A 24,786-nucleotide genomic window follows, 5' to 3' on the forward strand; every position below is an offset into this window, starting at 1 on the left:
AGTCTGCAAGCCAAGCCGCCCATCAGCCGCCTCGGCCTGCCGATGGACGACCTGTTGAAATTCCACAGCTAACCCACCCTACAGGAGCTGCGAACTCGCCTCACTTCTTCGCGTAAATATCCTTGTAGGTATCCCGCAGCACGTTCTTCTGCACCTTGCCCATCGTATTGCGCGGCAATTCATCGACGACGAACACCCGCTTCGGCATCTTGAACTTGGCGAGCCGTCCGTCGAGCGCCTTCAACACGGCAGCCTCGGTGACCTCGGCGCCCTTGTTGCAGACCAGCACCGCCGTCACCCCCTCGCCGAAATCGGCATGCGGCACGCCGATCACGGCGGACTCGATCACGCCGGGCATGGCGTCGATCTCGCTCTCGATTTCCTTGGGATAGACGTTGAAGCCGCCGGAGATGACGAGATCCTTGCCGCGGCCGAGGATATGGACGTAGCCCTTGTCGTCGATCTTGCCGAGGTCGCCGGTGATGAAGAAGCCGTCGGGCCGGAATTCCGACTTGGTCTTCTCAGGCATGCGCCAATAGCCCTTGAACACGTTGGGGCCCTTGACCTCGATCATGCCGATCTCCTCGCGCGGCAGCTCCTTGCCGGTCTCGGGCTCGGTGACGCGGACGGAGACGCCGGGCAGGGGGAAGCCGACGGCGCCGGGGACGCGCTCGCCGTCATAGGGGTTCGACGTGTTCATGTTGGTTTCGGTCATGCCGTAGCGCTCGAGCACGGCGTGACCGGTGCGTGCGGACCATTCGCGATGGGTCTCGGCCAGCAGTGGCGCCGAGCCCGAGATGAACAGCCGCATATGCTTGGTCGTCTCCTTCGACAGCGCAGGATTCTGCAGCAAGCGCGTGTAGAAGGTCGGCACGCCCATCAGCACGGTGGCGCGCGCCATCAGCTTGATGATCAGGTCAGGATCGAGCTTGGGCAGGAAGATCATCGAGGCCCGCGCGAACAACGTCACGTTGGTCGCCACGAACAGGCCGTGGGTGTGATAGATCGGCAGCGCGTGGATCAGCACGTCCTTGTCGGTGAAGCGCCAATAGTCGACGAGCGACAGCGAGTTCGAGGCCAGATTGTCGTGGCTGAGCATCGCGCCCTTGGAGCGGCCGGTCGTGCCCGAGGTGTAGAGGATCGCAGCGAGGTCGTCGTTGGCCCGTGCGACCGTCGCGAATTCGCCGCTGGTCTTGTCAGCGGCCTCGGTCAGCGAGCCCTTACCGTCAGCGCCGAGCGTCTCGACCTTGGCCCTCACCTTGGCGGCGATCGGGGCGAGCCCTTCCGCCTTGGAGGGGTCACAGACAACCAGCGCAGGCTCGGCATCGCCGATGAAGTAGTCGAGCTCGTTCAGCGTATAGGCGGTGTTGAGCGGCAGATAGACCGCGCCAGCCCGCACGGTCGCCAGATACAGCACGATATTGGCGACCGACTTTTCGACCTGCACCGCGACGCGATCGCCGGGCTTCACGCCGCGCGCGACCAGCACATTCGCCACCTGGCCTGCCCGCGCGATCAGATCGCCATAGCTGATCCGGGCGCCGTCATGCGTCTCGATCGCGAGGCGGTTGGGGTCGTCCAGGCCGTCGAACAGGCGGGAAAACAGGTTGGCGTTGGCTGCGTGGTTCATGCAAGATTTCCTCGACCGCAGGACTGACAAGGCCGGTCAAAACCGAGGGCTGGATTAGCAAAAACCGCCCCAATGAAGCAACGGAGACAGTTTGCATGACAAAAAATGGGAAACGCGTGGCCTGGGTCACCGGCGGCGGCAGCGGGATCGGGGAGGCCGGCGCCGAGGCGTTGGCCGCCGACGGCTGGACGGTGGTGGTTTCGGGGCGCCGCAAGGACGCTTTGGAGACCGTGGTCGCGAAGATCACTAAGGCGGGCGGCTTGGCCGAAGCCATCGCGCTGGACGTGGCCAATGCGGACCAGGCCCAGAAGGCAGCCGACGGAATCGTCGCGAAGCATGGCCGCATCGACCTGCTCGTCAACAATGCCGGCATCAATGTCCCCAAGCGCAGCTGGAAGGATATGGAACTGGAGGGCTGGGACAGACTGGTCCAGGTCAATCTCAACGGCGTGCTCTATTGCATGCGCGCAGTGCTGCCGACGATGCGCAAGCAGCAGGACGGCTCGATCATCAACGTCTCGTCCTGGGCCGGCCGTCACGTCTCCAAGATGCCGGGCCCGGCCTACACCACCACCAAGCATGCGGTGCTGGCGCTGACCCATTCCTTCAACATGGACGAATGCGTCAACGGCCTGCGCGCCTGCTGCCTGATGCCGGGCGAGGTGGCGACCCCAATCCTGAAGCTGCGCCCGGTGGTGCCGAGCGAGGAGGAGCAGGCCAAGATGCTGCAGCCCGAAGATCTCGGCCGCACCATCGCGTTCATCGCCTCGATGCCGCCGCGCGTCTGCATCAACGAGCTCCTGATCAGCCCGACCCATAATCGCGGCTTCATCCAGACGCCGAACAATAGAGACTGAGGCGGGCACACTGCCGTAGGGTGGGCAAAGCGAAGCCTGCCCACGCATTTTCCGTGATCGAGAGAGATGGTGGGCACGGCGCTTCACGCCTTTGCCCACCCTACGGCACCGTGCGATTGCGCACCCACCCCACACGGACACGCCGCCCCATAGTTTCACGCATCACAATAAATTATTCCCCGAAACCGCCGCGCGAACCCTCCCGTAGTTCGGCCAACGACGCGCTGCTGCTTCACGTCAACTGTCGCAGACGCCGTTGTTGCCCCAACGCAAACGCCGGCGATCGCCGGTCACAATCGGGAGTCTCTCCATGTCGAAGCGCATTGCCTATCTCACCGCTGCTGCCTTCAGCGCGCTGGCCGTCACCGCAACAATCATCGCGCCCGCCCGCGCCGAGGAAAAGACCGTCATGGTCGGCGGCGCCGCGATGTTCCCCTCCAAGAATATCGTCCAGAATGCGGTCAATTCGAAAGACCACACCACGCTGGTGGCGGCGGTGAAGGCAGCAGGTCTCGTCCCGACGCTGGAAGGCAAGGGCCCGTTCACGGTGTTCGCGCCGACCAATGCCGCTTTCGGCAAGCTGCCGGCCGGCACCGTCGATAACCTGGTCAAGCCCGAGAACAAGGCGACCCTGACCAAGATCCTCACCTACCATGTCGTGCCCGGCAAGCTCGAGGCTTCCGACCTCACCGATGGCAAGAAGCTGAAGACGGCCGAGGGCGAGGAACTCACCGTCAAGAAGCAGGACGGCAAGGTCTGGATCATCGATGCCAAGGGCGGCACCTCGATGGTGACGATCTCCAACGTCAACCAGTCCAACGGCGTGATCCATGTGGTCGACACCGTGCTGATGCCGGCAACGTAACACCGCACCCTCCTGTTTCATCCCCGACAGGATGCGGACGAAATAGCGAGCCGGGGACACCCGGCTCGCATTATTTTGACCACCATAGCCTGACGGTATCGATTCGATTTGCCGCGTGGCGTAACGAAAGCGGCCGGACCGGCGTATAATCACCGACACCGACGTTCAGGACGGAACCACCATGTCGAGCCTTACCGCGACCGACGAGCAAATCAGCGCCACCAAGGCCAAGGTGATCCAGCCGGCCTGGGTCCGCGTCATGCACTGGACCAACGCCGTCGCCATGATCCTGATGATCATGTCGGGCTGGCAGATCTACAACGCCTCGCCGCTGTTCGACTTCCGCTTCTCCCACGACATCACGCTGGGCGGCTGGCTCGGCGGCGCGCTGCTCTGGCATTTTGCGGCGATGTGGCTGCTGATGGTCAACGGCCTCGTCTATCTCATCACCGGTTTCGCCACCGGCCGCTTCCGGAAAAAGCTGCTGCCGATCACGCCGTCAGGCGTGCTCCATGACGTCAAGGCGGCGCTGACCTTCAAGCTCGCCCATGACGATCTCACCGTCTACAATTACGTGCAGCGGCTGCTCTATGCCGGCATCATCGTGGTCGGCGTGCTAATCGTGCTGTCGGGCCTGTCGATATGGAAGCCGGTGCAATTGCACTGGCTGGTGACGTTGTTCGGCGACTATCCGACCGCGCGCTACGTCCATTTCTTCTGCATGGCCGCGATCTGCGCCTTCCTCGTCATTCACGTGCTGCTCGCGCTGCTGGTGCCGAAGAGCCTGCGCGCGATGATCATCGGCCGCTGAGGAGAATAACGATGGCCAAGCGCTCATTCCTGATCCCCGGCGTCGACAAGCGGCTGCTGATCAAGGACTCCCTCAAGGTGATGCCCGATCTCACCCGCCGCCGCTTCATCGCCGGCGGCGCCAGCCTCGGGGCGCTGACGCTGCTCACCGGCTGCGACGTGATCGATTCGTCCTCGGCCGAGGAGATGCTGAAGAGCGTCTCGAAGTTCAACGACGCGGTGCAGGATTTCATCTTCAATCCCGACGCGCTGGCGCCGACCTTTCCCGAGAGCGCGATTACGAAGCCGTTCCCGTTCAACGCCTATTACGATCTCGACGATGCGCCCGAAGTCGATGGCAAAGACTGGAAGCTCGAGGTCCGCGGCCTCGTCGACGTCAAGAAATCCTGGACGCTGGACGAGCTCACCAAGCTGCCGCAGTTCACCCAAATCACCCGCCACATCTGCGTCGAGGGTTGGAGCGCGATCGGCAGCTGGACCGGCACGCCCTTGCGCGATTTCCTCAAGCTTGTCGGCGCCGACACGCGCGCGAAATACGTCTGGTTCCAGTGCGCCGACAAGGACGGCTACAACTCGCCCTTGGACATGCGCACCGCGCTGCATCCGCAGACGCAGATGACGTTCAAATATGCGGGCGAGATCCTGCCGCGCGCCTACGGCTTCCCGATGAAGATCCGCGTGCCGACAAAACTCGGCTTCAAGAACCCGAAATACGTCGTCTCGATGGAAGTCACCAACGACTACAAGGGCGGCTATTGGGAAGACCAGGGCTATAATTCGTTCAGTGGGAGCTAGCGGCGAACTCCCCTGCCGTAGGGTGGGCAAAGGCGCGTGGCGCCGTGCCCACCATCTCTCTCGATCGCGAAAAATGCGTGGGCACGCTTCGCTTTGCCCACCCTACGGCACTACGGCATCGGTTGCTTTGCCGGCCCCACCTTCCGTTGCAGCAGCGCCAGCACCGCGCCCAACGCCAGCAGCGCCGCGGATACATTGAGCGCGTAGCTCAAGCTCCCCAGCGCGTCCGTGATCGCGCCGACCACGATCGGGCCGAGCGTCTGGCCGATGCCGAACGAGATCGTCATCGCCGCGATCGCGGTCGGCCACATCGGCGGCGGATAGTTGAAGCGCACGAAGGCAGTGGTCGAGCCGACGACCGCGAAGAAGGCGACGCCGAACACCAGCGCCGAGATTGCGAGCCATGCGGGCGAATGGCCGAGGATCGGCAAGGCCGCGCCAACAGCGTTGGTGCCGAGGATGATCGCGGTGGCGAGACCGCCGCGGTCGAGTGCGAGCACGCGGCGCCAGGCCCAGGGCGTGACGAACGCACTCATGCCGATCAGGCCCCAGAACCCGGCTTGCGCCGCGGCCCCGCCGCCGCCGTCGCGCACATAGGCGATCATGAAGGTCATGTAGGCGATGTAACCGGCGCCGAACAGGAAATAGGCGGCGAGATAGATCAGCACCGGGAGAACTGCGAAGGCGCCGTTTCTGCCTTCGGAAAAGCGCGCGCCGCTCTCGATCCGCACCAGAAACAGTGGCACGGTCATCGCGGCCGAGAGCAGCGTCATTGCCCACCACACGATCCACCATGAGCCCGGACCGAAATGCTGCAGCGTGAACGGTGCGATCAGCCCGGAGGCGAGAATGCCGATTCCGGGCCCGGCGTAAAACAGGCTCAGCAGGAAATTGGCCCGTTCAGGGCGCGACTGCGCGATTGAAGCCGCCAGCGCGCCGCCGGCGACGAAGCCGGCCGCTGCCCCGAGGCCGAGCACCAGGCGGGCGATGCTCAGCGCGATGAAATTCCCCGTCAGTGCACAGGTGGCCAGCGCGGCGAGGCAGGCGAGGGTTCCGCCGCGGATCGCGGCCGACCAGCCAATGCGCTGGATCAGCCGGGACGCGGCCAGCGCCCCCACGAGGTAGCCGACGGCGTTGATGGTGTTCATGAAACCCGCCGCCGAGTAGGACCAGCCGAGGTCCTCCCGCATGTCGGGCAGCACCAGCGCATAGGCAAAGCGGCCGATGCCGAGCCCGACGGTGGCGGCCAGCGACAGGGTCAGGATCAGCCGCGCGGGATGCGCGACAGGTGGGCGGCGAGGTGCGGGCAAAGGGGTACTCCGGCGGGGCGCAGTGTGGCAGGCCCGGTCCGCCTTGCACAGCCGCACCCCGGCAATGGTGTCTTGCCAAGCGCGCAACGCCGCTCTAGCACTCCGGCCGACCTGTCATTCCGGGGCGCGCAAAGCGCGAGCCCGGAATCCATTTTCCCGCTTGCGCTGTGGCCCGATGGATTCCGGGCTCGCTCGCTACGCTCGCGCCCCGGAATGACGGCTTAGAATTGAGAGGAAGAACTGATATGGCGACCCACAAATTGCTGCTGCTCCCCGGCGACGGTATCGGCCCCGAGGTGATGGGCGAGGTGAAGCGGCTGATCGACTGGCTCAATTCGTCAGGTGTCGCCAAATTCGAGACCGATACGGGTCTGGTCGGCGGCTCCGCCTATGACGCCCACAAGGTGTCGATCTCCGAAGGCGACATGGCCAAGGCCAAGGACGCCGATGCCGTGATCTTCGGCGCGGTCGGCGGTCCGAAATGGGATTCGGTGCCTTATGAGGTCCGCCCGGAAGCCGGCTTGTTGCGCCTGCGCAAGGATCTCGCTCTGTTCGCCAACCTCCGCCCGGCGGTGTGCTATCCGGCGCTGGCCGATGCCTCCAGCCTGAAGCGCGAGGCGGTCGAGGGCCTCGACATCGTCATCGTGCGCGAGCTCACCGGCGGCGTCTATTTCGGCGAGCCCAAGACCATCACCGATCTCGGCAACGGCCAGAAGCGCGCCATCGATACCCAGGTCTACGACACCTATGAGATCGAGCGCATCGGCCGCGTCGCCTTCGAGCTTGCCAGGAAGCGCAAGAACAAGGTGACCTCGATGGAGAAGCGCAACGTCATGAAGTCGGGCGTGCTCTGGAACGAGGTCATGACCCAGCTCCACAAGCGCGAATATCCTGACGTCACGCTCGAGCACCAGCTCGCCGATTCCGGCGGCATGATGCTGGTGAAATGGCCGAAGCAGTTCGACGTCATCGTCACCGACAATCTGTTCGGCGACATGCTGTCCGACATCGCCGCGATGCTCACCGGCTCGCTCGGCATGCTGCCCTCGGCCTCGCTCGGCGAGGTCGACGTCAAGACCAGGAAGCGCAAGGCGCTGTACGAGCCGGTGCACGGCTCGGCCCCTGATATCGCCGGCAAGGGTCTCGCCAATCCGATCGCGATGATCTCGTCCTTCGGCATGGCGCTGCGTTATTCCTTCGACATGGGCGATCTCGCCGACAAGGTCGACCAGGCGATCGCCGCGGTGCTCGCCAGCGGTCTTCGCACCGCCGACATCAAGTCGGAAGGCACCACCGCCGCCTCGACCACGCAGATGGGCGAAGCGATTTTGAAGGAATTGCAGAAGCTGCACGCGTAGCCACAAGCACCGCAATCGTAGGGTGGGCAAAGCGCAAGCGTGCCCACCAGTTGGTTGTGATTAGAGAGAGATGGTGGGCACGGCGCGATGCGCCTTTGCCCACCCTACGGCACCTGCTCCCGGAGCTACTTTCATGGATGCCTCACCCCGCCCCAAGATCGCGGAAACCTTCATCCATGAAACCGTGCGCCAGCGCGAGGCGCAGATCGGGCGGCGCTGCGAGATCCTTAGCCACACCCGGATCGAATACGCCGCGCTCGGCGATTACTCCTATCTCGGCGAATATTGCGACGTCGCCGACGCCGTGATCGGCAAGTTCACCGCCATCGCCAATTCGGTGCGGATCGGCGCGCCCAATCATCCGATGGGGCGGCCGTCGCAGCATCGCTTCACCTATGTCCCCGAATATTACGAGGCGGGCGCAACGCGCGATCGCGACTTCTTCGCCGATCGCCGCGGCGACCGCGTCATCGTCGGCAATGATGTCTGGATCGGCCACGCCGCAATCCTGCTGCCCGGCGTCAGCATCGGCGACGGCGCGGTGATCGGCGCGGGCGCCGTCGTCAGCCGCGATGTCGCGCCCTATACCATCGTCGGCGGCGTGCCTGCGCGCGCCATCCGCAAGCGCTTCGATGATGCTGTCGCGGCAAGCCTGCGCCGCATCGCCTGGTGGGATTGGCCGGACGAGCTGATCTTCGGGCGCCTCGCCGATTTCCGCTCCGAGGCAATCGAGGAGTTTTGCCGGCGCTATGATCCGGCAGCCAATTCGTAGGTGGTGTCGTAGGGTGGGCAAAGCGTAAGCGTGCCCACGCATTGTTCGTGATCGAGAGAGATCGTGGACACGGCGCAAGAGCGCCTTTGCCCACCCTACGGCACCTCGCACAAACAAAAATGGCCGGGCGCGAGCCCGGCCATTCTGATTCGGAAATCAGCCCGCTCAGTACAGCGGGAAATTCTGCGGGTAGCCGCCGACATCGGCCGGGGTCGCCAGCGGCTGGCGATCGATCGGGCGGTTGAGGTTTTCGCGGGCGAAGGACGGATAGCCGACGGCCGGCGGGAAGGCGTAGTCGGTGAACTTGCGGTCGCCCGGATTGACCTCGGTGCCGCCGTCGAGCCAAGAGCGCTTGCTCACATAGATGCGGGTGCGACCCTGCTGGTAGACCGCGTTGGGACCAGCAGGGCCGTAATAGGGACGGCCGCGATCGTCAAAGCGCTGCTTGGTCTTGGTGTCGGCCGAGGCCGGCGCCGCGAAGGCCACGGCCATCACGGCGCTCGCCGCAAGCAAGGTCGCCAATTTGTTCGCGGCAAAAAAATTCGAGCTCATCACGTCCCCTTCAGGCGGCAAGCCGCCAGTCGATTTCACCCCATACTAGCCCGGCCGGGGGCACTGCAACTAGGTCAATTCAGTCACACCAACACGGAATAATCGGGCGCGCCGGCAAAAGTTGCATGAATACCAGCGACTTGGGCTTGATGCGGGTCAAAGCGCGCCGCGCAATTGCGCATTCGCCGCGCCCAGCAGCCAGTCGGCCGGGCCGGGGGGATCACAGGAGCGGCGCTTCAGCTCGGCATGGGCGAACATCTCCGCCAGCTTCGGCTCGTTGCCGGAGGTCAGCAGCGTCAGCCGGTTCAGCATGCAGGCGATCGCGGCGCGCCGGGCCGGCATGGTGTCGCCCTGGCAGGAGAAGCCGGAGATCTGCAGCGGTGGCTCCTCGTTGCGCTTGAGGTAGCCGAGGCACGCCGGCGAGCCGTCCGCGGTGCCCGATGGCCGAAACAGGGCGACAGGGCCGAACTTGGTGTCGATCAGGCCGGCCTGCTCCAGCGCGGTGGCCGCCACGAGGCCCATTTGGATGGCGAGGCCGGCGGCTGCCGGACGCGTCACGTCGAATTCGTTGCCTTCCCGGTAGATCTCGAGCTCGGCCCAAGGTCTGTCGGCGTCGCCAGCCCAGCGCATGACGTCGCGGCGGCCGCCTTCGGGGTGCCTGAAAATTGTATAAGAGGCTGTTTTCTCTGATGTATCGAACCGGCTGAGGGCGAAGGCCGGATGCGAACGGTCAGCGATGGCCCAGCCCGGTTTCGCGGCAGGCTCATCGTCACGCAAATCGGGCAGCTGGCCGAGCCCGGCAAGCGCCAGGATGGCAAACAGGGCCAGCGCCCCCACATAGGCGAACAGGCGCGCCAGCGTCCCGACCACCTCGTCGGCGAAATTGGCAAGCGCCAGATCGATCTGGGTGGGGTTTGCGGCCATGCTGGCCTCAGGCGACTGCATCCACGGCCTTCAGGCAGGGTCCAACGTTGTCTTGAGGCCGGTTCTCGCATAGAAGCGCTGCTCTTCCTGTTTAAGCGTCAGCTTCAGGAACGGGCTTTTTCATCGGAGAGTGAACGATGGGTTACAAAGTCGCAGTCGTCGGCGCGACCGGCAATGTCGGACGGGAAATGCTCAACATCCTCGATGAGCGCAAATTTCCCGCGGACGAGGTCGTCGCCCTGGCGTCACGCCGCAGCGTCGGCGTCGAGGTCTCCTATGGCGACCGTACCCTGAAGGTCAAAGCCCTCGAGCACTACGATTTCTCCGACGTCGATATCTGCCTGATGTCGGCCGGCGGCTCGGTGTCGAAGGAATGGTCGCCGAAGATCGGCGCCGCCGGCGCCGTCGTGATCGACAATTCCTCGGCCTGGCGTATGGACTCGGACGTGCCGCTGATCGTGCCCGAGGTGAACGCGGCCGCGACCGAAGGCTTCAGGAAGAAGAACATCATCGCCAACCCGAACTGCTCGACCGCGCAGCTCGTGGTGGCGCTCAAGCCGCTGCACGACAAGGCCACCATCAAGCGCGTCGTGGTCTCGACCTATCAATCGGTGTCGGGCGCCGGCAAGGATGCCATGGACGAATTGTTCTCGCAGACCAAGGCCGTCTACACCAATGACGAGCTGGTCGCGAAGAAGTTTCCCAAGCGCATCGCCTTCAACGTCATCCCCCACATCGACGTCTTCATGGAGGACGGCTACACCAAGGAAGAGTGGAAGATGATGGCCGAGACCAAGAAGATCCTTGATCCCAAGATCAAGCTCTCCGCCACCTGCGTGCGCGTGCCCGTGTTCGTCGGTCACTCCGAGGCCGTTAACATCGAGTTCGAGAATCCGATCAGCGCCGACGAAGCGCGCAACATCCTGCGCGTGGCGCCCGGCTGCCTCGTCATCGACAAGCAGGAGCCCGGCGGCTACGCCACGCCGTATGAAGCCGCCGGCGAGGACGCCACCTATATCAGCCGCATCCGCGAGGACGCGACGGTGGAGAACGGCCTCGTGCTGTGGTGCGTGTCGGACAATCTGCGCAAGGGCGCCGCGCTGAACGCGATCCAAATCGCGGAAGTCCTGATCAACCGCAAGCTGATCAGCGCGAAGAAGCAGGCGGCGTAACTCCGCTGCCGTAGGGTGGGCAAAGGCGCAAAGCGCCGTGCCCACGATCTTTTCCGATTGAAGCAGGTGGTGGGCACGCTTCGCTTTGCCCACCCTACGAATTCAAGCTGAAACGCGGCGACTGGTGAGTAGCGAATGGCGAATGGATTTCCATTCGCAACTCGCTACTCGCCATTCCCTACTCGCCACTCGCCTTCTTGAATTGCTTGCTCGCCTGGTCCAGCACGAACAGCGTTCCCTCGGCAACGCCGAAATAGGCGCCATGGAGCTGCATCTGGCCGCTCTCGACGGCCCTGCGCACGAACGGGAACGTCATCAGGTTTTCGAGGCTGCGGAACACTGCGGCCTTTTCGATGCGCTCGACGAACTGCGCCATGGTCTCGTGGTCGCGCTGCTCCACCACTTCGCCCGGCTTGATGAACATCTGCATCCATTTGCCGATGAAGTCGCCCGGCGTGAGCGGCTCGATCTTGTCGACGAAGGCGCGGATGCCGCCACATTGCGCGTGGCCGAGCACCACGATGTGCTTCACCTTCAGCACCGTCACGGCATATTCCAGCGCGGCCGAGACGCCATGCGCGTTCTCGTCGGGCTGGTAGGTCGGCACCAGATTGGCGATGTTGCGGACCACGAACAGCTCGCCGGGCCCGACATCGAAAATCACCTCGGGCGAGACGCGGCTGTCGCAGCAGCCGATCACCATGACTTCCGGCGACTGCCCTTTCACCGACAGCTCGCGGTAGCGACTCTGCTCGGCCGGCAGCCGCTGGGTGGCAAAGGCCTGGTAGCCTTCCAGCAAATGCTTCGGGAATGTGATCATGGCCTATGCCTAATCATAGACCGCCAGGGTGAACAAGCCTTTCGAATGGGCAGGCCAGATGCTATCGCCTCCAACTGGAACAAGTCCGAGCCATCAGGAAGGAACGCAGCATGACCCGCCCGCGCCGCAGCCATCTGTTCATGCCCGGCTCCAATCCTCGCGCCCTTGAAAAGGCAAGGAATCTCGCCGCCGACGGCCTGATCCTGGACCTCGAGGATTCCGTCGCGCCTGACGCCAAGGCGCTGGCGCGCGACGGCATTGCCGCCGCGATCGCCGCAAAAGGCTTCGGCAAGCGCGAGGTCCTGATCCGGACCAACGGTCTCGACACGCAATGGTGGTCCGAAGACGTCGCCATGGCGGCCGAGGCTTCGCCTGACGGCATCCTGGTTCCAAAAGTTTCAAGCGTCGAGGATCTCCGGAGCATCGGCCGCGACCTCGCCCATCTCGGCGCCGCGCCATCAGTGAAGGTCTGGGCGATGATCGAGACCGCGCGCGCGGTGCTGCATGCCGAGGAGCTGGCCGAGGCCGGACGCGATCCATCGAGCCGCCTCGCCGGCTTCGTGTTCGGCCCTAACGACATCTCGCGCGAGACGCGGATCAGGATGCTGCCCGGCCGCGCCGCGATGATCCCGATGATCACCCATTGCATCCTGGCGACGCGCGCCGCCGGTCTCGAAATCCTCGATGGCCCCTATAGCGACATCGCCAACCCCGACGGTTTCGCCACCGAATGCGCGCAAGCGCGCGATCTCGGCTTCGACGGCAAGACGCTGATCCATCCCTCACAGATCGAGGCCTGCAACGCGATCTTCACGCCGCCCGAGGAGGACATCGCCCGCGCGCGAAAAATCATCGCGGCGTTCGAATTGCCGGAGAACGTCTCGCGCGGCGCGATCCGCCTCGACGGCGCAATGGTGGAGCGCCTGCACGCCGACATGGCGCGCCGCACCATCGCAATCGCGGACGCGATCGCCTCGATGAGCAAGGGCTGAGGTGTGAGCCAGTCCGCTTTGTCAACCTGGACAGCATTGGAACGCGGGTCGTTTTGAAGCTTTAAACGCCGCGAATGCATTGATTTGCCGCGCCGGTTTCTGATCACGACCGCGCGAAAATCGGCCGCGGTTGCTGCCGTTGACTTGCATAAGGCCCACGTCGCAAGGTAATGCCGGAAAGAATTGAAAGTGACTGGGTCCAACCTGGTGTGAGGTATCCTCATGACGGCTCTTGCGGAAGTGGCTGCTCCGGCCAATCTCGTTGACGAACTCACTGTTCATGCGGTGCGCAGCATCGAGGCCGCTGATCATTCCGCGTCTCCGTTTCCCCACATCGTCTTCCGCGATTTCTTCCCCGCGGATTTCTACCGGGACATGATCCGGAGCGTGCCGACCCAGGGCTACGATCCGATCACCGGTACGGGCACACGGATGGCGCTGCGCCTCTACGGTGAAAACGTCGACAAGATCGAGCCGTCATTGCGCCCCGCATGGGCTGCGGTGTCGGCCATGCTGACCTCGAAGCCTGTCGAGCAGGCGATCCGGAACCGGCTGCATGACGGGCTCGAGATTCGCGCCCGCGGCGACAAGGTGGCCAAGGCTGAGGATCTGACGCTGGTCGCAAAGCCGGTCGTCTATGTCGACAGGGACGGCTATCAGATCAAGCCGCATCCGGACACGCGCAAGAAGGTCGTGACGATGCAGCTGTATTGCCCGGCCGACGGCAGCCAGGAAGCGCTGGGAACGACACTCTACCAGGCCTCGCTCAAGGGCCTGTTTCACGTCGGCTCCTACTGCCTCGAGCCCGTGAAGACGATCCCGTTCCTGCCCAATGTCGGCTATGCCTTCGTGGTCCTGAAGGCCTATCACACCCTGACCCGGATGAGCTGGCACGGCCGTCCGCAGATCCATACCGATCGTGACAGGGTCACCATTCTCAACACGTTCTATGTGAACGAGACCGTCGGCTTCTGATCGTTGGGTCTGGACCGCGACCGGTTCGTAGCCGGTCGCGAGTACCACCGCCGCCTCGTCAGATCGTCTGGCCCCCGGACACCTCGACGCGCTGGGCCGTGATCCAGCGGTTGTCAGGACCGAGCAGGCTCGCGACCATCGGCCCGATGTCGTCGGGCAGGCCGACGCGGCCGAGCGCGGTCATCTGTGCAAATTGCTTGTTCAGATCAGGCAGGTCCCGGACGGCTCCGCCGAGGAAGTCGGTTTCGATCGCACCCGGCGCGACGACGTTGGCTGTGATGCCGCGTCCGCCGAACTCCTTGGCCATATACACCGTCAAGACCTCGATCGCGCCCTTCGCGGCTGCATAGGCGGAGAAGCCGGGGAAGGACACGCGCGTCAGCCCGCTCGAGAAGTTGATGATCCGGCCGTTGTCGGCAAGCAGCGGCAGCAAGGCCTGTGTCAGAAAGAATGGCCCTTTGACATGCGTGTCGAACAGGGCGTCGAATTGCAGCTCTGTCGTCTCGGCGATGGAAGCCATCTCGCCCTGGCCGGCATTGTTGACGAGATGATCGAACGTGGTCGCGCCCCAATGCATAGTCAGCGTCGATCGAACCTTTGCGACGAACGCGGGAAATGACGAGACGGAGGTAACGTCGAGTTCGAGCGCGACGGCCTTCCGGCCGAGCGCCTCGATCTCGGTGACGACCTCGCGGGCGGCGGAGGCGCCGCTGCGATACGTCACGATCACATCGCCGCCGTGACGCGCGATGGCGATCGCGGTGTTGCGGCCAAGACCCCGGCTGGCGCCAGTGACGAGCGAAATGGTGGGCATCGGAAGTTCCTCGTGGAGTTGCGGTGAGTTGCTTCTGCCCGCGATCGTTCGTCCGATGTTGCCGGATCCTCGGATCCTCTTGCCCAACACTCCAGAATGCGGCGGCGGCGGACTTGCCCAAAACTCCTGCTTTTCTGCCTGATTGCCCGGCGTTGTTGCTTGCGCGCCGGGCTCGGCCTAAAATTGGCGTGTGACCGAAACGCTGCTCCAGATCGCCAGTCGTTATTCCGCGGCTCACGCCGACGACAAAGGCATCGCCTCTACTCCCTTCGCCGGTGTCTCGATCATCCGCGAGACCGCGCCGAGCGCGCTCCTGTACGCTATCTCCAAGCCTCTGGTCGCATTGGTCCTGCAAGGTGCCAAACGTGTCGCGACCGGCCGGACGTCCTTCGACTTTGGTGCAGGCGATTCGCTGTTGATTGCGAGTGATGTGCCGACTGTCAGCCAGATCACGCGCGCGACGGCGGCGGCACCGTATCTTTCGCTCGTCCTCGAGCTCGACCCCACAATCATCGAAGGACTGGTGGTCGAGATGGGTTCGCTCCCGTTCATTCCGTCCCAACCGCTACGGGTCGAGCCTACGGAACAGGAGGTTGCGGATGCGGCGCTCCGCCTGTTGCGCCTGATCGACCGTCCCTCTGCCTTGCCGATCTTGCAGGGCCAGTTGGTGCGCGAGCTGCACTACTGGCTGCTGGCAGGACGGCACGGTGGCGCCATCAGGGCCCTCGGCATTGCCGACAGCCATGCCAAACGGATCGGCCGCGCCGTTGCCATCATCCGTGCCGACTACGCCAAGCCGTTGCGCATCGACCGGCTGGCCAGAGCCGCTGGCATGAGCCCGTCGGCGTTTCACGCGCACTTCCGGAGCGTCACGTCGGTGACCCCGCTCAAGTTTCAGAAGCAGCTGCGCCTGATCGAGGCGCGTCGCGCGATGCTGCCGGATGCTGCAAGCATCGCGGCCGCAGCCCATCAGGTCGGCTACGAAAGCGTCACGCAGTTCACGCGCGAATATTGCCGGCTGTTCGGGATGCCGCCCGGGCGCGACATGCGCGAGATGAAACGGCGCGCCGAAACGGCGGCGTGAAAGGTTGCTGATGGCGACGATCGACAAGGTCTACATCCTCGATGGCGGTATTGCAGAGGTCGAGGATGGCTCGATCTACTCTCCCGGCATCAATGTCGGCGTCCCCATGACGCTGAGTTGCAATGCCTATCTCATCAGTCACCGTGGCGAATGGCTGATCTGGGATACGGGAATCGAGGATGCGCTGGTGAAATACCCGGAAGGACGTATCATCGCGCATGGCATACGCGGCATCGTGCGTCGTCCCATCGCCGACCAGTTGGATGAAATTGGCGTGCGGCCCCGCGATGTCGGCACGATCATCCTGTCCCATGCCCATTTCGATCACATCGGAAATGTCGATCTGTTTGAAAATGCAAAATGGATCGCTCAGCGAGCCGAGTTTGAGGCCATGTTCGGACCGGAGCCTGACGAGTTCGGCTACTCGCTGCCGCACTACAAGATGTTGAAGGAGCGGCCTTACGAGATCGTCGATGGTGACCACGACATCTTCGGGGACGGCGCCGTGCGCATGATCTTCACGCCGGGCCATACTCCGGGGCATTGCTCGCTGATGGTAAGATTGCCGCGGCGCGGCGCCGTGCTGCTGAGCGGCGACGTCGCGCACAACAGGGAGAACCTCCGGCACATGCGCGTGCCGTCCTTCAATGCGGACCAGCAGGCAACGGTCGCGTCCATGGCCAAAGTCGTCGAAATGCTTCGCGCCGAGAACGCCGAAATCTGGATCAATCACGATACGGCGCAGAGCGAGGGGCTACCTCACGTGCCAGACTGGATCGCGTGAACGCCCGCGCGTCAATGCGGCGCGACCTCAGTGCGATCGAGCGATTCCAGCGTCGCGGCGTTGCCGCAATAGCCGTGATAGTTTTCGGCCGCGGTGCCGTCGGCGAGATCGCGGTCGCACTCGCCCTTGTGACCGCAGAGCGAGCAGACCCGCTCCATGTCGCGCAGCAGCAGCGGCTGTGCGCGTCCGAGTGCTTCCGCGCTGATGCCGAGCTGCTCCAGCATCTTCGGCAATTCGTCGGCGGCATGCTTGCCGTTGCGGACCAGCTCTTCGAGGTCGTCAGGCGCGATCCTGAGATCGTTCGCGATCCGGTCGAAATCGAAGCGATCAAGCTGCCGCATCTCGGCCATCTCGCGGCGATGCTTCAGCCAGCTCGCGAAGGACTCGATGAGGTCCTGGACGACGGGATAAGGCCTGCTTGCGGTGCTCATGGAAAGCTCCATTCGAACGTCGGAACTGGAGCAACACTAGGCAAAATGGTGCAGGCGCGCGTTGCGCTGGATCAAATCACGAAGATTGTCAGCGAGCTTGCGCCGCCTCTCCCGCTTGCGGGAGAGGGTCGGGGAGAGGGTTTCTCCTCGATGGGACAGTCCCCTAGAGGAGAACGCCCTCACCCACGTCGCTTCGCTCCGCGGCTCGATGATTCCAAATCAATGACCTCGGATGCGCTTGCGGCCCGTGATCATGGCCCGGATCAGGTTTTCGCGCTGAAGCAGGCTCATCAGCACCACGCCTGCAACGTGCAGCAGGACCAGAATCATGACGGCGTCCGATGCGAAGGCATGCGTGTCCTCGATCCACCAGACGCCGAAGAGGGTGACTGTCACCGACAGCGCGCCTGTGATCGCCGAGACGGCAATTGACAGCAGCAGCGCCACCAGCATCAGCGTCCCGGCGGGATTGAGCCCGATATAGCGGCCGGTGATGCCGCGGCGCAGGTTCCAGAGATAGGAGGGCGCGGCACGAAGGCGGACGCCGATCAAGCGAAAGCGCGAATAGCGGCTGCCCCAGAAGCCCCAGGCCAAACGGAAGACGAGAAGCCCGATCACCGCATAGCCGACGATGCGGTGAAGCTTGTCGTAGACGGTGGGTGTGAACCACGCCACCAGGACGCACGCTGCGAGAGCCCAATGCCAGAGCCGGAGCGGAAGGTCCCAGATTGCGACCGTCCGATCCGCGGGGGTCCGTTTCGCCCCCCCGCACGTGTCTGATACCGCGTTGCCGCTCAAGCCGGGACCACTTTCAAAGCATAAGCCCTACCTGGCAAACTTACTTGGCAAACCTACTTGGCGATCGTGTGCTTCAGGCTGAGATCTTCCGGGCTGTAGAACAGCTCATAGAGCTTGCCTTCCTTGACGCCATAGACCTCATAGCAGGAGCCTTCGATCTTGGAGCGACGCACTTCGTAACCCAGCGCCGTCGCCTTGGCTTCGGCGTCGCTGGCCGGCTTCCATGACGCCTTGTCGAGCTTGGTGCAATTCTTGAAACCGTCGGCCATCGCCGTCGATCCAGCGCCGATTCCGATCGCCAATGCCATGGCAACAACACGAATGACCTTCACGAACATCTCCTCTCCGTCATCTGCGCACCGCCTTGCGCGAGGCGCATCCGAAGGAAGCAAAGGCGGGCATGAAGTCAATCGACTCGGGTATGGCGTGATTTAGATAAGCTCTAACGTCGGATTGACGATGGCAGTCGTTGCGACGATCAGTAACCGGCCGCCGCCATCACCACGACGGCCGTGAGCGCCATCCAGCCGAAGTGGCGACCACGCGTCGCCCAAGCGTTGGCGCAGGCGGAAAGGCCGAACACGCCGATCATGGTCAGGACGATCCAGCGACGCGCCGAGGCTGAATCCATCCAGGGCGCGGCGACCAGCAGCACACCGCAGCCGATCCAGGCCACCGTCGAAGCCTGCCAGACCAGGCGGACCAGGGTGCGGAGCCGCGGCGGCTCGATGGTGGCACGGGGAAAGACCTTGGCTTCTCCGAGATAGCCATGGATGAGCGCCACGATGATGGCGCCGACGCCGGCACACTGCAGCAAGAGATCACGCATCAAGGCCTCCATACATGAGTGTATGGTGGGATAAGGGCTGGCCTGCCGGCTGTCAATACACTAGTGTATGGTCTGGGATCGGAACCCGACATGACCGAACAGCTCACCGCCGACGACTGGATCAGCCAGGGCATCAAGGCGCTCACCAGAGGCGGCTTTACCGCGCTGAAGGCCGATCCATTGGCAAGGGCCATCGGCGTCTCCCGCGGCAGCTTCTACTGGCATTTTGCCGATCTCGGCGCGTTCCACGCCGCCGTGCTGAGGCGCTGGCGCGAGATCGCGGCCGAGGAGATCATCGCCCGCGTCGAGGCCGACAGCGACGAGCCGCTCAGAGCGCTGCTGCGCAGGACCTTCGGCGCCCGGCTCGACCTGGAACGCGCGGTGCGCGCCTGGGCGGCGTTCGACGCGGCGGCGCAGGCGGCGGTCCGCGCCATCGACCGCCGCAGGCTCGATTATATCGAGGCCTTGCTGGCGAAACGGGGACTCGACGCCGCGACAGCGCAGGCGCGCGCGCAAATCCTGTACTGGACCTTTCTCGGCTTTGCGCTCTCGGCAGCGCCCGTGCCGAGCGCGCGGCTCCAGGGCCTGCTCGACGAGATCCAGAAGATGGTCTCTGACTAGCGTTTGACGCGTTTTCTTAACGCGAACCGGCGTCCACTTCGCTTGAAAACGCTACGGCCGGTGATGGGCGACCGCGAATTTCTGTGTTAGAGGCAAGCCAATGCCGGAGACCCCTATGAACGCGCCCACCGAACGCCCCGAAAACAGCGTCGATCCGAAACTGCTGGAGATCCTGGTCTGCCCGCTGACCAAGGGCCCGCTGGAATTCGACGCGGCCAAGCAGGAGCTGATCTCGCGGTCTGCGAGACTCGCTTATCCGATCCGCGACGGCATTCCGATCATGCTGCCGGAAGAGGCGAGGAAGATCGACTAAGCGAGTAGGGAGTGGCGAGTGGCGAATCGCAAAACTCTACTCGCCACTCTCCATTCGCTACTCGCCTACAGCGCCTCGCCCTTTAGCAGGCGAGGGATTTCGCCGGTGAGGCCGGCCGCCTGGCGGATGAAGAGATTCTTCAGAGGCGGGGTGCGGTCGACGATGCCGAGTCCGATGTCGCGGACGGTGCGCAGTAGCGTCGACTTATTCGAGAACAGGAAGTTGAGCGAGTTGGTGGCAACGCCCATCGCCATGGTGTCGAAGCGACGCCAGCGCTGGTAGCGTTCGAGCACGTCAGCGCCACCGAGATCCATGCCGAGCCGCGCGGCATCGACAACCACCTCGGCCAGCGCGGCGACATCCTTCAGCCCCATGTTGAGGCCTTGCCCCGCGATCGGGTGAATGACGTGGGCGGCATCGCCGACCAGCGCGAGGCGCTCGGCGACGAAGGAGCGCGCGACGAAATAGGACAGCGGAAACGCGCGCGGCTTGTCCAGCGCCTTGACCTCGCCGAGCTGCAAACCGAAACGCTGCTCGAGCTCGGCGTGAAATTCCTCGTCGCCAAGCCCAATGATGCGTGCGGCCTCTGCGCGACGCTCGGTCCAGACCAGCGAGGAGCGCCTTCCGGTCAGCGGCAAAATCGCAAACGGGCCCGCGGGCAAAAAGTGCTCTTCGGCGCGGCCTTCGTGATCGCGCTCGTGGCCGACGGTGACAACGATGCCGGATTGATCGTAGTCCCAGCCATGGGTGGCGATGCCGGCGCGCTCGCGCAGCTTCGATTTCGCACCGTCAGCTGCGACCAGAAGACTGGCGGCAATCTTGCTGCCATCGCCAAGCGTGACGTCAATGCCATCGGCGCTGGCGTCGTAGGACGCGACGGTGGTTGCGCGAAGATCGATGCCGGCGGCTTCGGCGCGGACCACCAGCGCATCGATCAGCCGACGGTTCTCGACCATGTGCGCGAAGGGTTCGCCCGGAGCGACGTCGCCGGCGAAATTCAGGAAGGTCGGACGCGTGGCGTCCTCCAGCTTCGAATCCGTGACGACCATGTCGAGGATCGGCTGCGCCTCGGCTTTCACATCGTCCCAGGCGCCGAGCACCTCGAACAGGCGGCGGCAGGCGGCCACGATCGCGGTTGCGCGGGGATCCCGGCTTGGCCGTGAGCTGAGCGCGGGATCGGCGACGATGACGGCAATCTCGGGGCCGAGCCCCTGACGCAGTGCCAGCGCGAGCGCCAGGCCCGCAAATGCGCCGCCGCCAATGACTATGTGACCCTGTACCGACATACCAAGTTTTCTCTGCCAAGCTTCCCAGTCAATTCTCGGGTCTTGCTAGCAGACTTGAGCTGGGCGAAACAGGGCGGTGAAACAAGGGCGGAACGGCCCGTCTGTGTCATTCCGGGGCGCGACAAAGTCGCGAACCCGGAATCCAGAGGTTATCAGCTCGAGATTCCGGGTTCGCACTGCGTGCGCCCCGGAATGACGACAATGCGAAAGCACCACCATGTCCAAAAGCCTGATCGACCTGATTTCGATCCTCGACCTCGAGCAGCTCGAGGTGAATTTGTTCCGCGGCAACAGCCCGAAGACAAGCTGGCAGCGGGTGTTCGGCGGGCAGGTGATCGGGCAGGCGATGGTCGCGGCCTGCCGCACGGTCGAGGGCCGGCTGCCGCATTCGCTGCATTGCTATTTCATCCTGCCGGGCGATCCGCAGATCCCGATCATCTACCAGGTCGAGCGTCTGCGCGACGGCAAGAGCTATTCGACGCGCCGCGTCACCGCAATCCAGCACGGCAACGCGATCTTCTCGATCATGGTATCGTTCCATGCCGAGGAAGAGTCCGCGTTCGACCACCAGGACAAGATGCCTGACGTGCCGCCGCCGGACAAGCTCACCGCGGAGGAGGTGGCGAAGCAGCCGATGTTCCGCGAGATGCCGGAGTTCATCCGCCGCTACTACGAATCCGATCGGCCGATCGAGCTGCGCCCGGTCGAGCTCGGCCGCTACTTCGGCCAGAAGATCGAGGACGGCCGCATCCATGTCTGGATCAAGACGGCGGCCAAGCTGCCCGACGATCCGGCGCTGCATATGTGCGCGCTGGCCTATGCCTCGGACTTCTCGCTGCTGGATGCGATCATGGCGCGCTATGGTCGCACGCTGTTCGACAAGCGCATGATGCCGGCAAGCCTCGACCACGCGATGTGGTTTCACCGCCCGTTCCGCGCCGACGAATGGCTGCTTTATTCGCAGGATTCGCCGAGCGCGCAAGGCGGCCGCGGCCTGACCCGCGGCTCGATCTTCAAGCCGGATGGCACGCTGGTCGCGTCCGTCGCACAGGAAGGCTCCGTGCGCGAGCGCAGGAGCTGATGATCCCAAGCGCGAATTCATCGCGCTCGAGATGGCTTGATCGTGCTTACATCGATCCGCGCGGCGCGAGCTCGGTCTGCGATGCGAACCAGTTCATGATCCAGCGATAGACCCACGGAATCGGGATGATGAAGCTGCACAGGATCGCCGCCACGATGCCGCGCCAGAGAATCCCGAGCCCGCTACCCCTGAAGTTGATCTCCCGACGCGTGCCCTCGATATTGCGATAGATCCAGCGCAGCTGGGCGGCCGCGACCCAGGCCCATCCGATGATGGTGATGAGGGAGATCGCGAACAACAGGTTCCAGCCGATATAGCCGAGCACCGAGCCGTTGAAGCTGAGGCCGAGCGGCTGCCCGTTGGATGCGATGTTCGCGATCATCCATTTGATCAGCATCCAGTAGAGAACGATCTGGACGATGTAGAAAGCGGTGCTCAGGATCTGGCTGCCGATGTAGCCGATCACAATTGCCAGAACGATGAAGCCGAAGAACCAGGGCACCATCGTCATTGCATTGCCGGTGAAGGACAGGTTCGGCCGCCCCGGGACCTTGACGCAGGACACGATCCATTTCGTATACCAGACGAACACCCACGGCACCGGAATGACGAGGCACGAGAGGATCAGCATCACCAGCGTGCGCCAGGTGAAGTCGACGATCCCGAAATCGACCGACAGCGATCCGCCGGCCGCACTGCCCGCGCCGGTATAGGCGCCACCACCCATCATCGGCGGCCCCCCGGCCGGAATGATCGGCGGCGCGCCGCCGCCGGAGATCAATCCAGGAATTTCGGCGGCCTTCTGCCAGCCGGCCATGCCCTCGGACCACACCAGCGTATCCGCGCGCACGACGCCTTGCGCGATCAGGTCGCGGAATTGCCCCTCCGGATAGGGCCCCTGCTGCTTGCCCTCGGATGCGTAGAACCAACTCGCCATGACGCGCCCCCCCCAAAATACTTATGTACCGCTCGGCCGGCGCGGGTTCACCGCATCCATGCCAAAAACGCATTGTGAGCGATGAACGGATGCCCTGTACAGAGGCGGCCGTTCACATCACCGCCCTTGGCCAAACGTTTTTCCGCTTCAATCTGCAAGTTTTTTGTGCCATTTGCCCGGAAAGATGCCAGATTGACGCATCGCCGGGGACACACGGCGGGCGCATCCCGGGGAACAGGCTGAATCATGAAACTCGTCGTCGCGATCATCAAACCCTTCAAGCTCGATGAAGTCCGTCAGGCCCTGACGGCGATCGGCGTCCACGGCATGACCGTGACCGAGGTGAAGGGCTATGGCCGCCAGAAGGGCCACACCGAGATCTATCGCGGCGCGGAATACGTCGTGAACTTCCTGCCCAAGCTGCGGATCGAGATCGCGGTTGCCTCCGACGTCGCCGAGAAGGCGGTCGCGGTGATCACTGCCACGGCGCGCACCGGTCAGATCGGCGACGGCAAGATCTTCGTCACGCCGATCGACCATGCGCTGCGCATCCGCACCGGCGAGACCGACAGCGACGCGCTCTAGCTCCAAGTTCTTCATCGTCGATCGCACCGGCAACGACGCCACAGCGTGCGACGCCATCACTATGCCGGGGAAAATGACATGGCGGGATTGTTGCGCCGCGTAGCCGCTATGGCTGCGGCAATCGGATTTGCGTTGGTTGCGGCTGCGCCGGCGCGGGCCGCGACATCAGAGATCAACACCGCCGACACCGCCTGGATGATCGTCGCCACCGCGCTGGTGCTGATGATGACGATCCCGGGACTGGCGCTGTTCTATTCCGGCATGGTGCGCAAGAAGAACGTGCTCGCGACCATGGCGCAGAGCCTCGCCGCGGTGACGCTGATCTCCATTCTCTGGGTGGCGTTCGGCTATTCGCTCTGCTTCGTCGGCGACGGCCCATGGCTCGGCTCGCTCGACCGCTGGTTCCTCGCCGGCATGACCATGGACAGCGTCAGCCCGGCAGCGAAGACGATCCCGGAAGCGCTGTTCATGCTGTATCAGATGACGTTTGCGATCATCACGGTGGCACTGGTCGCGGGCTCGGTCGCCGACCGGATGCGGTTCTCCGCCTACCTGCTGTTCTCGGTCGCCTGGTTCATCTTCGTCTACATTCCGCTGGCGCACTGGATCTGGGGCGGCGGCTTCCTCAACAGCATGGGCGTGCTGGATTTCGCCGGCGGCCTCGTCGTGCATCTGTCGGCCGGCACCGGCGGGCTCGTCGCGGCAAAGGTGATGGGACGGCGGCACGGCTATGGCACCGAAAACCTCTCGCCGTTCGATCTGTCGCTGGCGGTGGTGGGCACCGGCCTGTTGTGGGTCGGCTGGTTCGGCTTCAACGGCGGCTCGGCGGGCGCGGCCAATTCGCGCGCGGTGATGGCGATCATCGCAACGCATCTGGCAGCCTGTTCCGGCGCGCTGACCTGGGGCGCGATCGAATGGTCGACGCGACGCAAGCCCTCCGTGCTCGGCATGATCTCGGGCGCGGTAGCCGGCCTTGGCACCATCACGCCGGCCTCGGGCTTTGTCGCACCGTGGCACGGCATCGTCATCGGCATCGCCGCAGGCGCAGTCTGTTACTGGGCCTGCACCTGGCTGAAGCACCGCTTCAACTACGACGACTCGCTCGACGTGTTCGGCGTGCACGGCATCGGCGGGCTGACCGGCACGCTGCTCGCCGGCGTATTCGCCACCAGCGCGATCGGCGGCACCGCCGGCCTGCTCGAAGGGCATCCGCAGCAATTGCTGATCCAGCTCTACGGCGTCGCCGTCACCTTCGCCTGGTCGGCGGGCGTGAGCTTCATCCTGCTCAAGCTGGTCGGCCTGTTCGTGCCGTTGCGCGTGTCGCGGGAGCACGAGCTCGAGGGGCTCGACATTTCACAGCACGGTGAGGCGCTTCAGTAAGGGACTTGCGT

General features: G+C 64.0%; 29 protein-coding genes. 16 read left to right on the forward strand and 13 right to left on the reverse strand.

The window, feature by feature from the left end; all coding sequences use genetic code 11:
• Positions 1-100: 100 nt before the first annotated feature.
• The gene (locus XH80_RS20710; RefSeq protein ID WP_271600176.1) at positions 101-1,630 is read right to left on the reverse strand and encodes a malonate--CoA ligase; all 1,530 of its coding nucleotides are present in this window, start codon (positions 1,628-1,630) and stop codon (positions 101-103) included.
• A 95-nt stretch (positions 1,631-1,725) separates the two neighbouring features.
• On the opposite strand from XH80_RS20710, the gene XH80_RS20715 reads away from it, so the two are divergent.
• From XH80_RS20715 to XH80_RS20730, 4 genes are all read left to right on the forward strand, one after another.
• The gene (locus tag XH80_RS20715; protein WP_271600177.1) at positions 1,726-2,487 is read left to right on the forward strand and encodes an SDR family oxidoreductase; all 762 of its coding nucleotides are present in this window, start codon (positions 1,726-1,728) and stop codon (positions 2,485-2,487) included.
• Positions 2,488-2,797: 310 nt separating this feature from the next.
• On the forward strand, positions 2,798-3,352 hold the full coding sequence (locus XH80_RS20720) for a fasciclin domain-containing protein (protein WP_271600178.1): 555 nt from the start codon (positions 2,798-2,800) through the stop codon (positions 3,350-3,352).
• A gap of 181 nt (positions 3,353-3,533) precedes the next feature.
• Positions 3,534-4,163 carry a cytochrome b/b6 domain-containing protein gene (locus XH80_RS20725; RefSeq protein WP_271600179.1) on the forward strand — a complete coding sequence of 210 codons (630 nt, stop codon included), beginning with the start codon at positions 3,534-3,536 and terminating at the stop codon, positions 4,161-4,163.
• An 11-nt stretch (positions 4,164-4,174) separates the two neighbouring features.
• Positions 4,175-4,957, forward strand: coding sequence for a molybdopterin-binding protein (locus XH80_RS20730; RefSeq protein ID WP_271600180.1), 783 nt, complete (start codon positions 4,175-4,177; stop codon positions 4,955-4,957).
• Positions 4,958-5,067: 110 nt separating this feature from the next.
• Here the strand turns inward: XH80_RS20730 and XH80_RS20735 are convergent, their stop codons facing one another.
• On the reverse strand, positions 5,068-6,267 hold the full coding sequence (locus tag XH80_RS20735) for a YbfB/YjiJ family MFS transporter (RefSeq protein WP_271600181.1): 1,200 nt from the start codon (positions 6,265-6,267) through the stop codon (positions 5,068-5,070).
• 245 nt (positions 6,268-6,512) lie between these two features.
• Here XH80_RS20735 and leuB point away from each other — a divergent pair, with 245 nt between their 5' ends.
• Both leuB and XH80_RS20745 read left to right on the forward strand, forming a co-directional pair.
• Positions 6,513-7,625, forward strand: a complete 1,113-nt coding sequence (leuB, locus tag XH80_RS20740) for a 3-isopropylmalate dehydrogenase (protein WP_271600182.1) — start codon at positions 6,513-6,515, stop codon at positions 7,623-7,625.
• Positions 7,626-7,758: 133 nt separating this feature from the next.
• Positions 7,759-8,397, forward strand: coding sequence for a DapH/DapD/GlmU-related protein (locus XH80_RS20745; RefSeq protein WP_271600183.1), 639 nt, complete (start codon positions 7,759-7,761; stop codon positions 8,395-8,397).
• Between the two features lie 165 nt (positions 8,398-8,562).
• Here XH80_RS20745 and XH80_RS20750 read toward each other — a convergent pair whose 3' ends face one another.
• On the reverse strand, positions 8,563-8,949 hold the full coding sequence (locus tag XH80_RS20750) for a hypothetical protein (RefSeq protein ID WP_271600184.1): 387 nt from the start codon (positions 8,947-8,949) through the stop codon (positions 8,563-8,565).
• Positions 8,950-9,105: 156 nt separating this feature from the next.
• Positions 9,106-9,894 (reverse strand): hypothetical protein, encoded by a 789-nt coding sequence (locus tag XH80_RS20755; protein WP_271600185.1) that lies wholly within the window; start codon positions 9,892-9,894, stop codon positions 9,106-9,108.
• A gap of 116 nt (positions 9,895-10,010) precedes the next feature.
• On the opposite strand from XH80_RS20755, the gene XH80_RS20760 reads away from it, so the two are divergent.
• Positions 10,011-11,045: an aspartate-semialdehyde dehydrogenase gene (locus tag XH80_RS20760; RefSeq protein WP_271600186.1), complete on the forward strand. Its 1,035-nt coding sequence runs from the start codon at positions 10,011-10,013 to the stop codon at positions 11,043-11,045.
• 178 nt (positions 11,046-11,223) lie between these two features.
• Here XH80_RS20760 and XH80_RS20765 read toward each other — a convergent pair whose 3' ends face one another.
• A complete protein-coding gene (locus XH80_RS20765) occupies positions 11,224-11,865 on the reverse strand; it encodes a carbonic anhydrase (RefSeq protein WP_271600187.1) in 642 nt (213 codons plus the stop codon).
• A gap of 110 nt (positions 11,866-11,975) precedes the next feature.
• On the opposite strand from XH80_RS20765, the gene XH80_RS20770 reads away from it, so the two are divergent.
• Together XH80_RS20770 and XH80_RS20775 are read left to right on the forward strand one after the other, a co-directional pair.
• Positions 11,976-12,857 (forward strand): HpcH/HpaI aldolase/citrate lyase family protein, encoded by an 882-nt coding sequence (locus XH80_RS20770; protein ID WP_271600188.1) that lies wholly within the window; start codon positions 11,976-11,978, stop codon positions 12,855-12,857.
• 222 nt (positions 12,858-13,079) lie between these two features.
• On the forward strand, positions 13,080-13,832 hold the full coding sequence (locus tag XH80_RS20775) for a hypothetical protein (RefSeq protein WP_271600189.1): 753 nt from the start codon (positions 13,080-13,082) through the stop codon (positions 13,830-13,832).
• A gap of 58 nt (positions 13,833-13,890) precedes the next feature.
• Here XH80_RS20775 and XH80_RS20780 read toward each other — a convergent pair whose 3' ends face one another.
• Positions 13,891-14,646, reverse strand: a complete 756-nt coding sequence (locus XH80_RS20780) for an SDR family NAD(P)-dependent oxidoreductase (RefSeq protein ID WP_271600190.1) — start codon at positions 14,644-14,646, stop codon at positions 13,891-13,893.
• Between the two features lie 190 nt (positions 14,647-14,836).
• Between XH80_RS20780 and XH80_RS20785 the strand changes: the two genes are divergently transcribed.
• Both XH80_RS20785 and XH80_RS20790 read left to right on the forward strand, forming a co-directional pair.
• The gene (locus tag XH80_RS20785; RefSeq protein WP_271600191.1) at positions 14,837-15,730 is read left to right on the forward strand and encodes an AraC family transcriptional regulator; all 894 of its coding nucleotides are present in this window, start codon (positions 14,837-14,839) and stop codon (positions 15,728-15,730) included.
• A 10-nt stretch (positions 15,731-15,740) separates the two neighbouring features.
• Positions 15,741-16,514 carry an N-acyl homoserine lactonase family protein gene (locus XH80_RS20790; protein WP_271600192.1) on the forward strand — a complete coding sequence of 258 codons (774 nt, stop codon included), beginning with the start codon at positions 15,741-15,743 and terminating at the stop codon, positions 16,512-16,514.
• 11 nt (positions 16,515-16,525) lie between these two features.
• Here XH80_RS20790 and XH80_RS20795 read toward each other — a convergent pair whose 3' ends face one another.
• From XH80_RS20795 to XH80_RS20810, 4 genes are all read right to left on the reverse strand, one after another.
• On the reverse strand, positions 16,526-16,945 hold the full coding sequence (locus tag XH80_RS20795; RefSeq protein WP_271600193.1) for a hypothetical protein: 420 nt from the start codon (positions 16,943-16,945) through the stop codon (positions 16,526-16,528).
• A 219-nt stretch (positions 16,946-17,164) separates the two neighbouring features.
• Positions 17,165-17,743 carry a cytochrome b/b6 domain-containing protein gene (locus XH80_RS20800; protein WP_271600194.1) on the reverse strand — a complete coding sequence of 193 codons (579 nt, stop codon included), beginning with the start codon at positions 17,741-17,743 and terminating at the stop codon, positions 17,165-17,167.
• A 53-nt stretch (positions 17,744-17,796) separates the two neighbouring features.
• Positions 17,797-18,075: a PepSY domain-containing protein gene (locus tag XH80_RS20805; protein ID WP_271600195.1), complete on the reverse strand. Its 279-nt coding sequence runs from the start codon at positions 18,073-18,075 to the stop codon at positions 17,797-17,799.
• A 146-nt stretch (positions 18,076-18,221) separates the two neighbouring features.
• The gene (locus XH80_RS20810) at positions 18,222-18,572 is read right to left on the reverse strand and encodes a hypothetical protein (RefSeq protein WP_271600196.1); all 351 of its coding nucleotides are present in this window, start codon (positions 18,570-18,572) and stop codon (positions 18,222-18,224) included.
• Positions 18,573-18,662: 90 nt separating this feature from the next.
• On the opposite strand from XH80_RS20810, the gene XH80_RS20815 reads away from it, so the two are divergent.
• Entirely contained in the window at positions 18,663-19,193 is a 531-nt protein-coding gene (locus XH80_RS20815; protein WP_271600197.1) for a TetR/AcrR family transcriptional regulator, read from the forward strand.
• Positions 19,194-19,308: 115 nt separating this feature from the next.
• Complete coding sequence (locus tag XH80_RS20820) at positions 19,309-19,506, forward strand: Trm112 family protein (protein WP_271600198.1); 198 nt, start codon at positions 19,309-19,311, stop codon at positions 19,504-19,506.
• A gap of 65 nt (positions 19,507-19,571) precedes the next feature.
• On the opposite strand, the gene XH80_RS20825 is transcribed toward XH80_RS20820, so the two are convergent.
• A complete protein-coding gene (locus XH80_RS20825; protein ID WP_271600199.1) occupies positions 19,572-20,792 on the reverse strand; it encodes a ubiquinone biosynthesis hydroxylase in 1,221 nt (406 codons plus the stop codon).
• 217 nt (positions 20,793-21,009) lie between these two features.
• Between XH80_RS20825 and tesB the strand changes: the two genes are divergently transcribed.
• Positions 21,010-21,873, forward strand: coding sequence for an acyl-CoA thioesterase II (gene tesB / locus XH80_RS20830; protein WP_271600200.1), 864 nt, complete (start codon positions 21,010-21,012; stop codon positions 21,871-21,873).
• A gap of 46 nt (positions 21,874-21,919) precedes the next feature.
• Here the strand turns inward: tesB and XH80_RS20835 are convergent, their stop codons facing one another.
• Entirely contained in the window at positions 21,920-22,810 is an 891-nt protein-coding gene (locus XH80_RS20835) for a DUF4339 domain-containing protein (protein WP_271600201.1), read from the reverse strand.
• Between the two features lie 47 nt (positions 22,811-22,857).
• Positions 22,858-23,079 carry a hypothetical protein gene (locus tag XH80_RS20840; RefSeq protein WP_271600202.1) on the reverse strand — a complete coding sequence of 74 codons (222 nt, stop codon included), beginning with the start codon at positions 23,077-23,079 and terminating at the stop codon, positions 22,858-22,860.
• On the opposite strand from XH80_RS20840, the gene XH80_RS20845 reads away from it, so the two are divergent.
• Complete coding sequence (locus tag XH80_RS20845) at positions 23,057-23,395, forward strand: P-II family nitrogen regulator (protein ID WP_057752475.1); 339 nt, start codon at positions 23,057-23,059, stop codon at positions 23,393-23,395. The two genes, XH80_RS20840 and XH80_RS20845, sit on opposite strands and share 23 nt — an antisense overlap.
• A 78-nt stretch (positions 23,396-23,473) precedes the next feature.
• Positions 23,474-24,775: an ammonium transporter gene (locus XH80_RS20850; RefSeq protein WP_271600203.1), complete on the forward strand. Its 1,302-nt coding sequence runs from the start codon at positions 23,474-23,476 to the stop codon at positions 24,773-24,775.
• Positions 24,776-24,786: the final 11 nt, after the last annotated feature.

It is taken from the genome of Bradyrhizobium sp. CCBAU 45384 (assembly GCF_028128665.1).
GTDB classification, from domain to species: Bacteria; Pseudomonadota; Alphaproteobacteria; order Rhizobiales; family Xanthobacteraceae; genus Bradyrhizobium; species Bradyrhizobium manausense.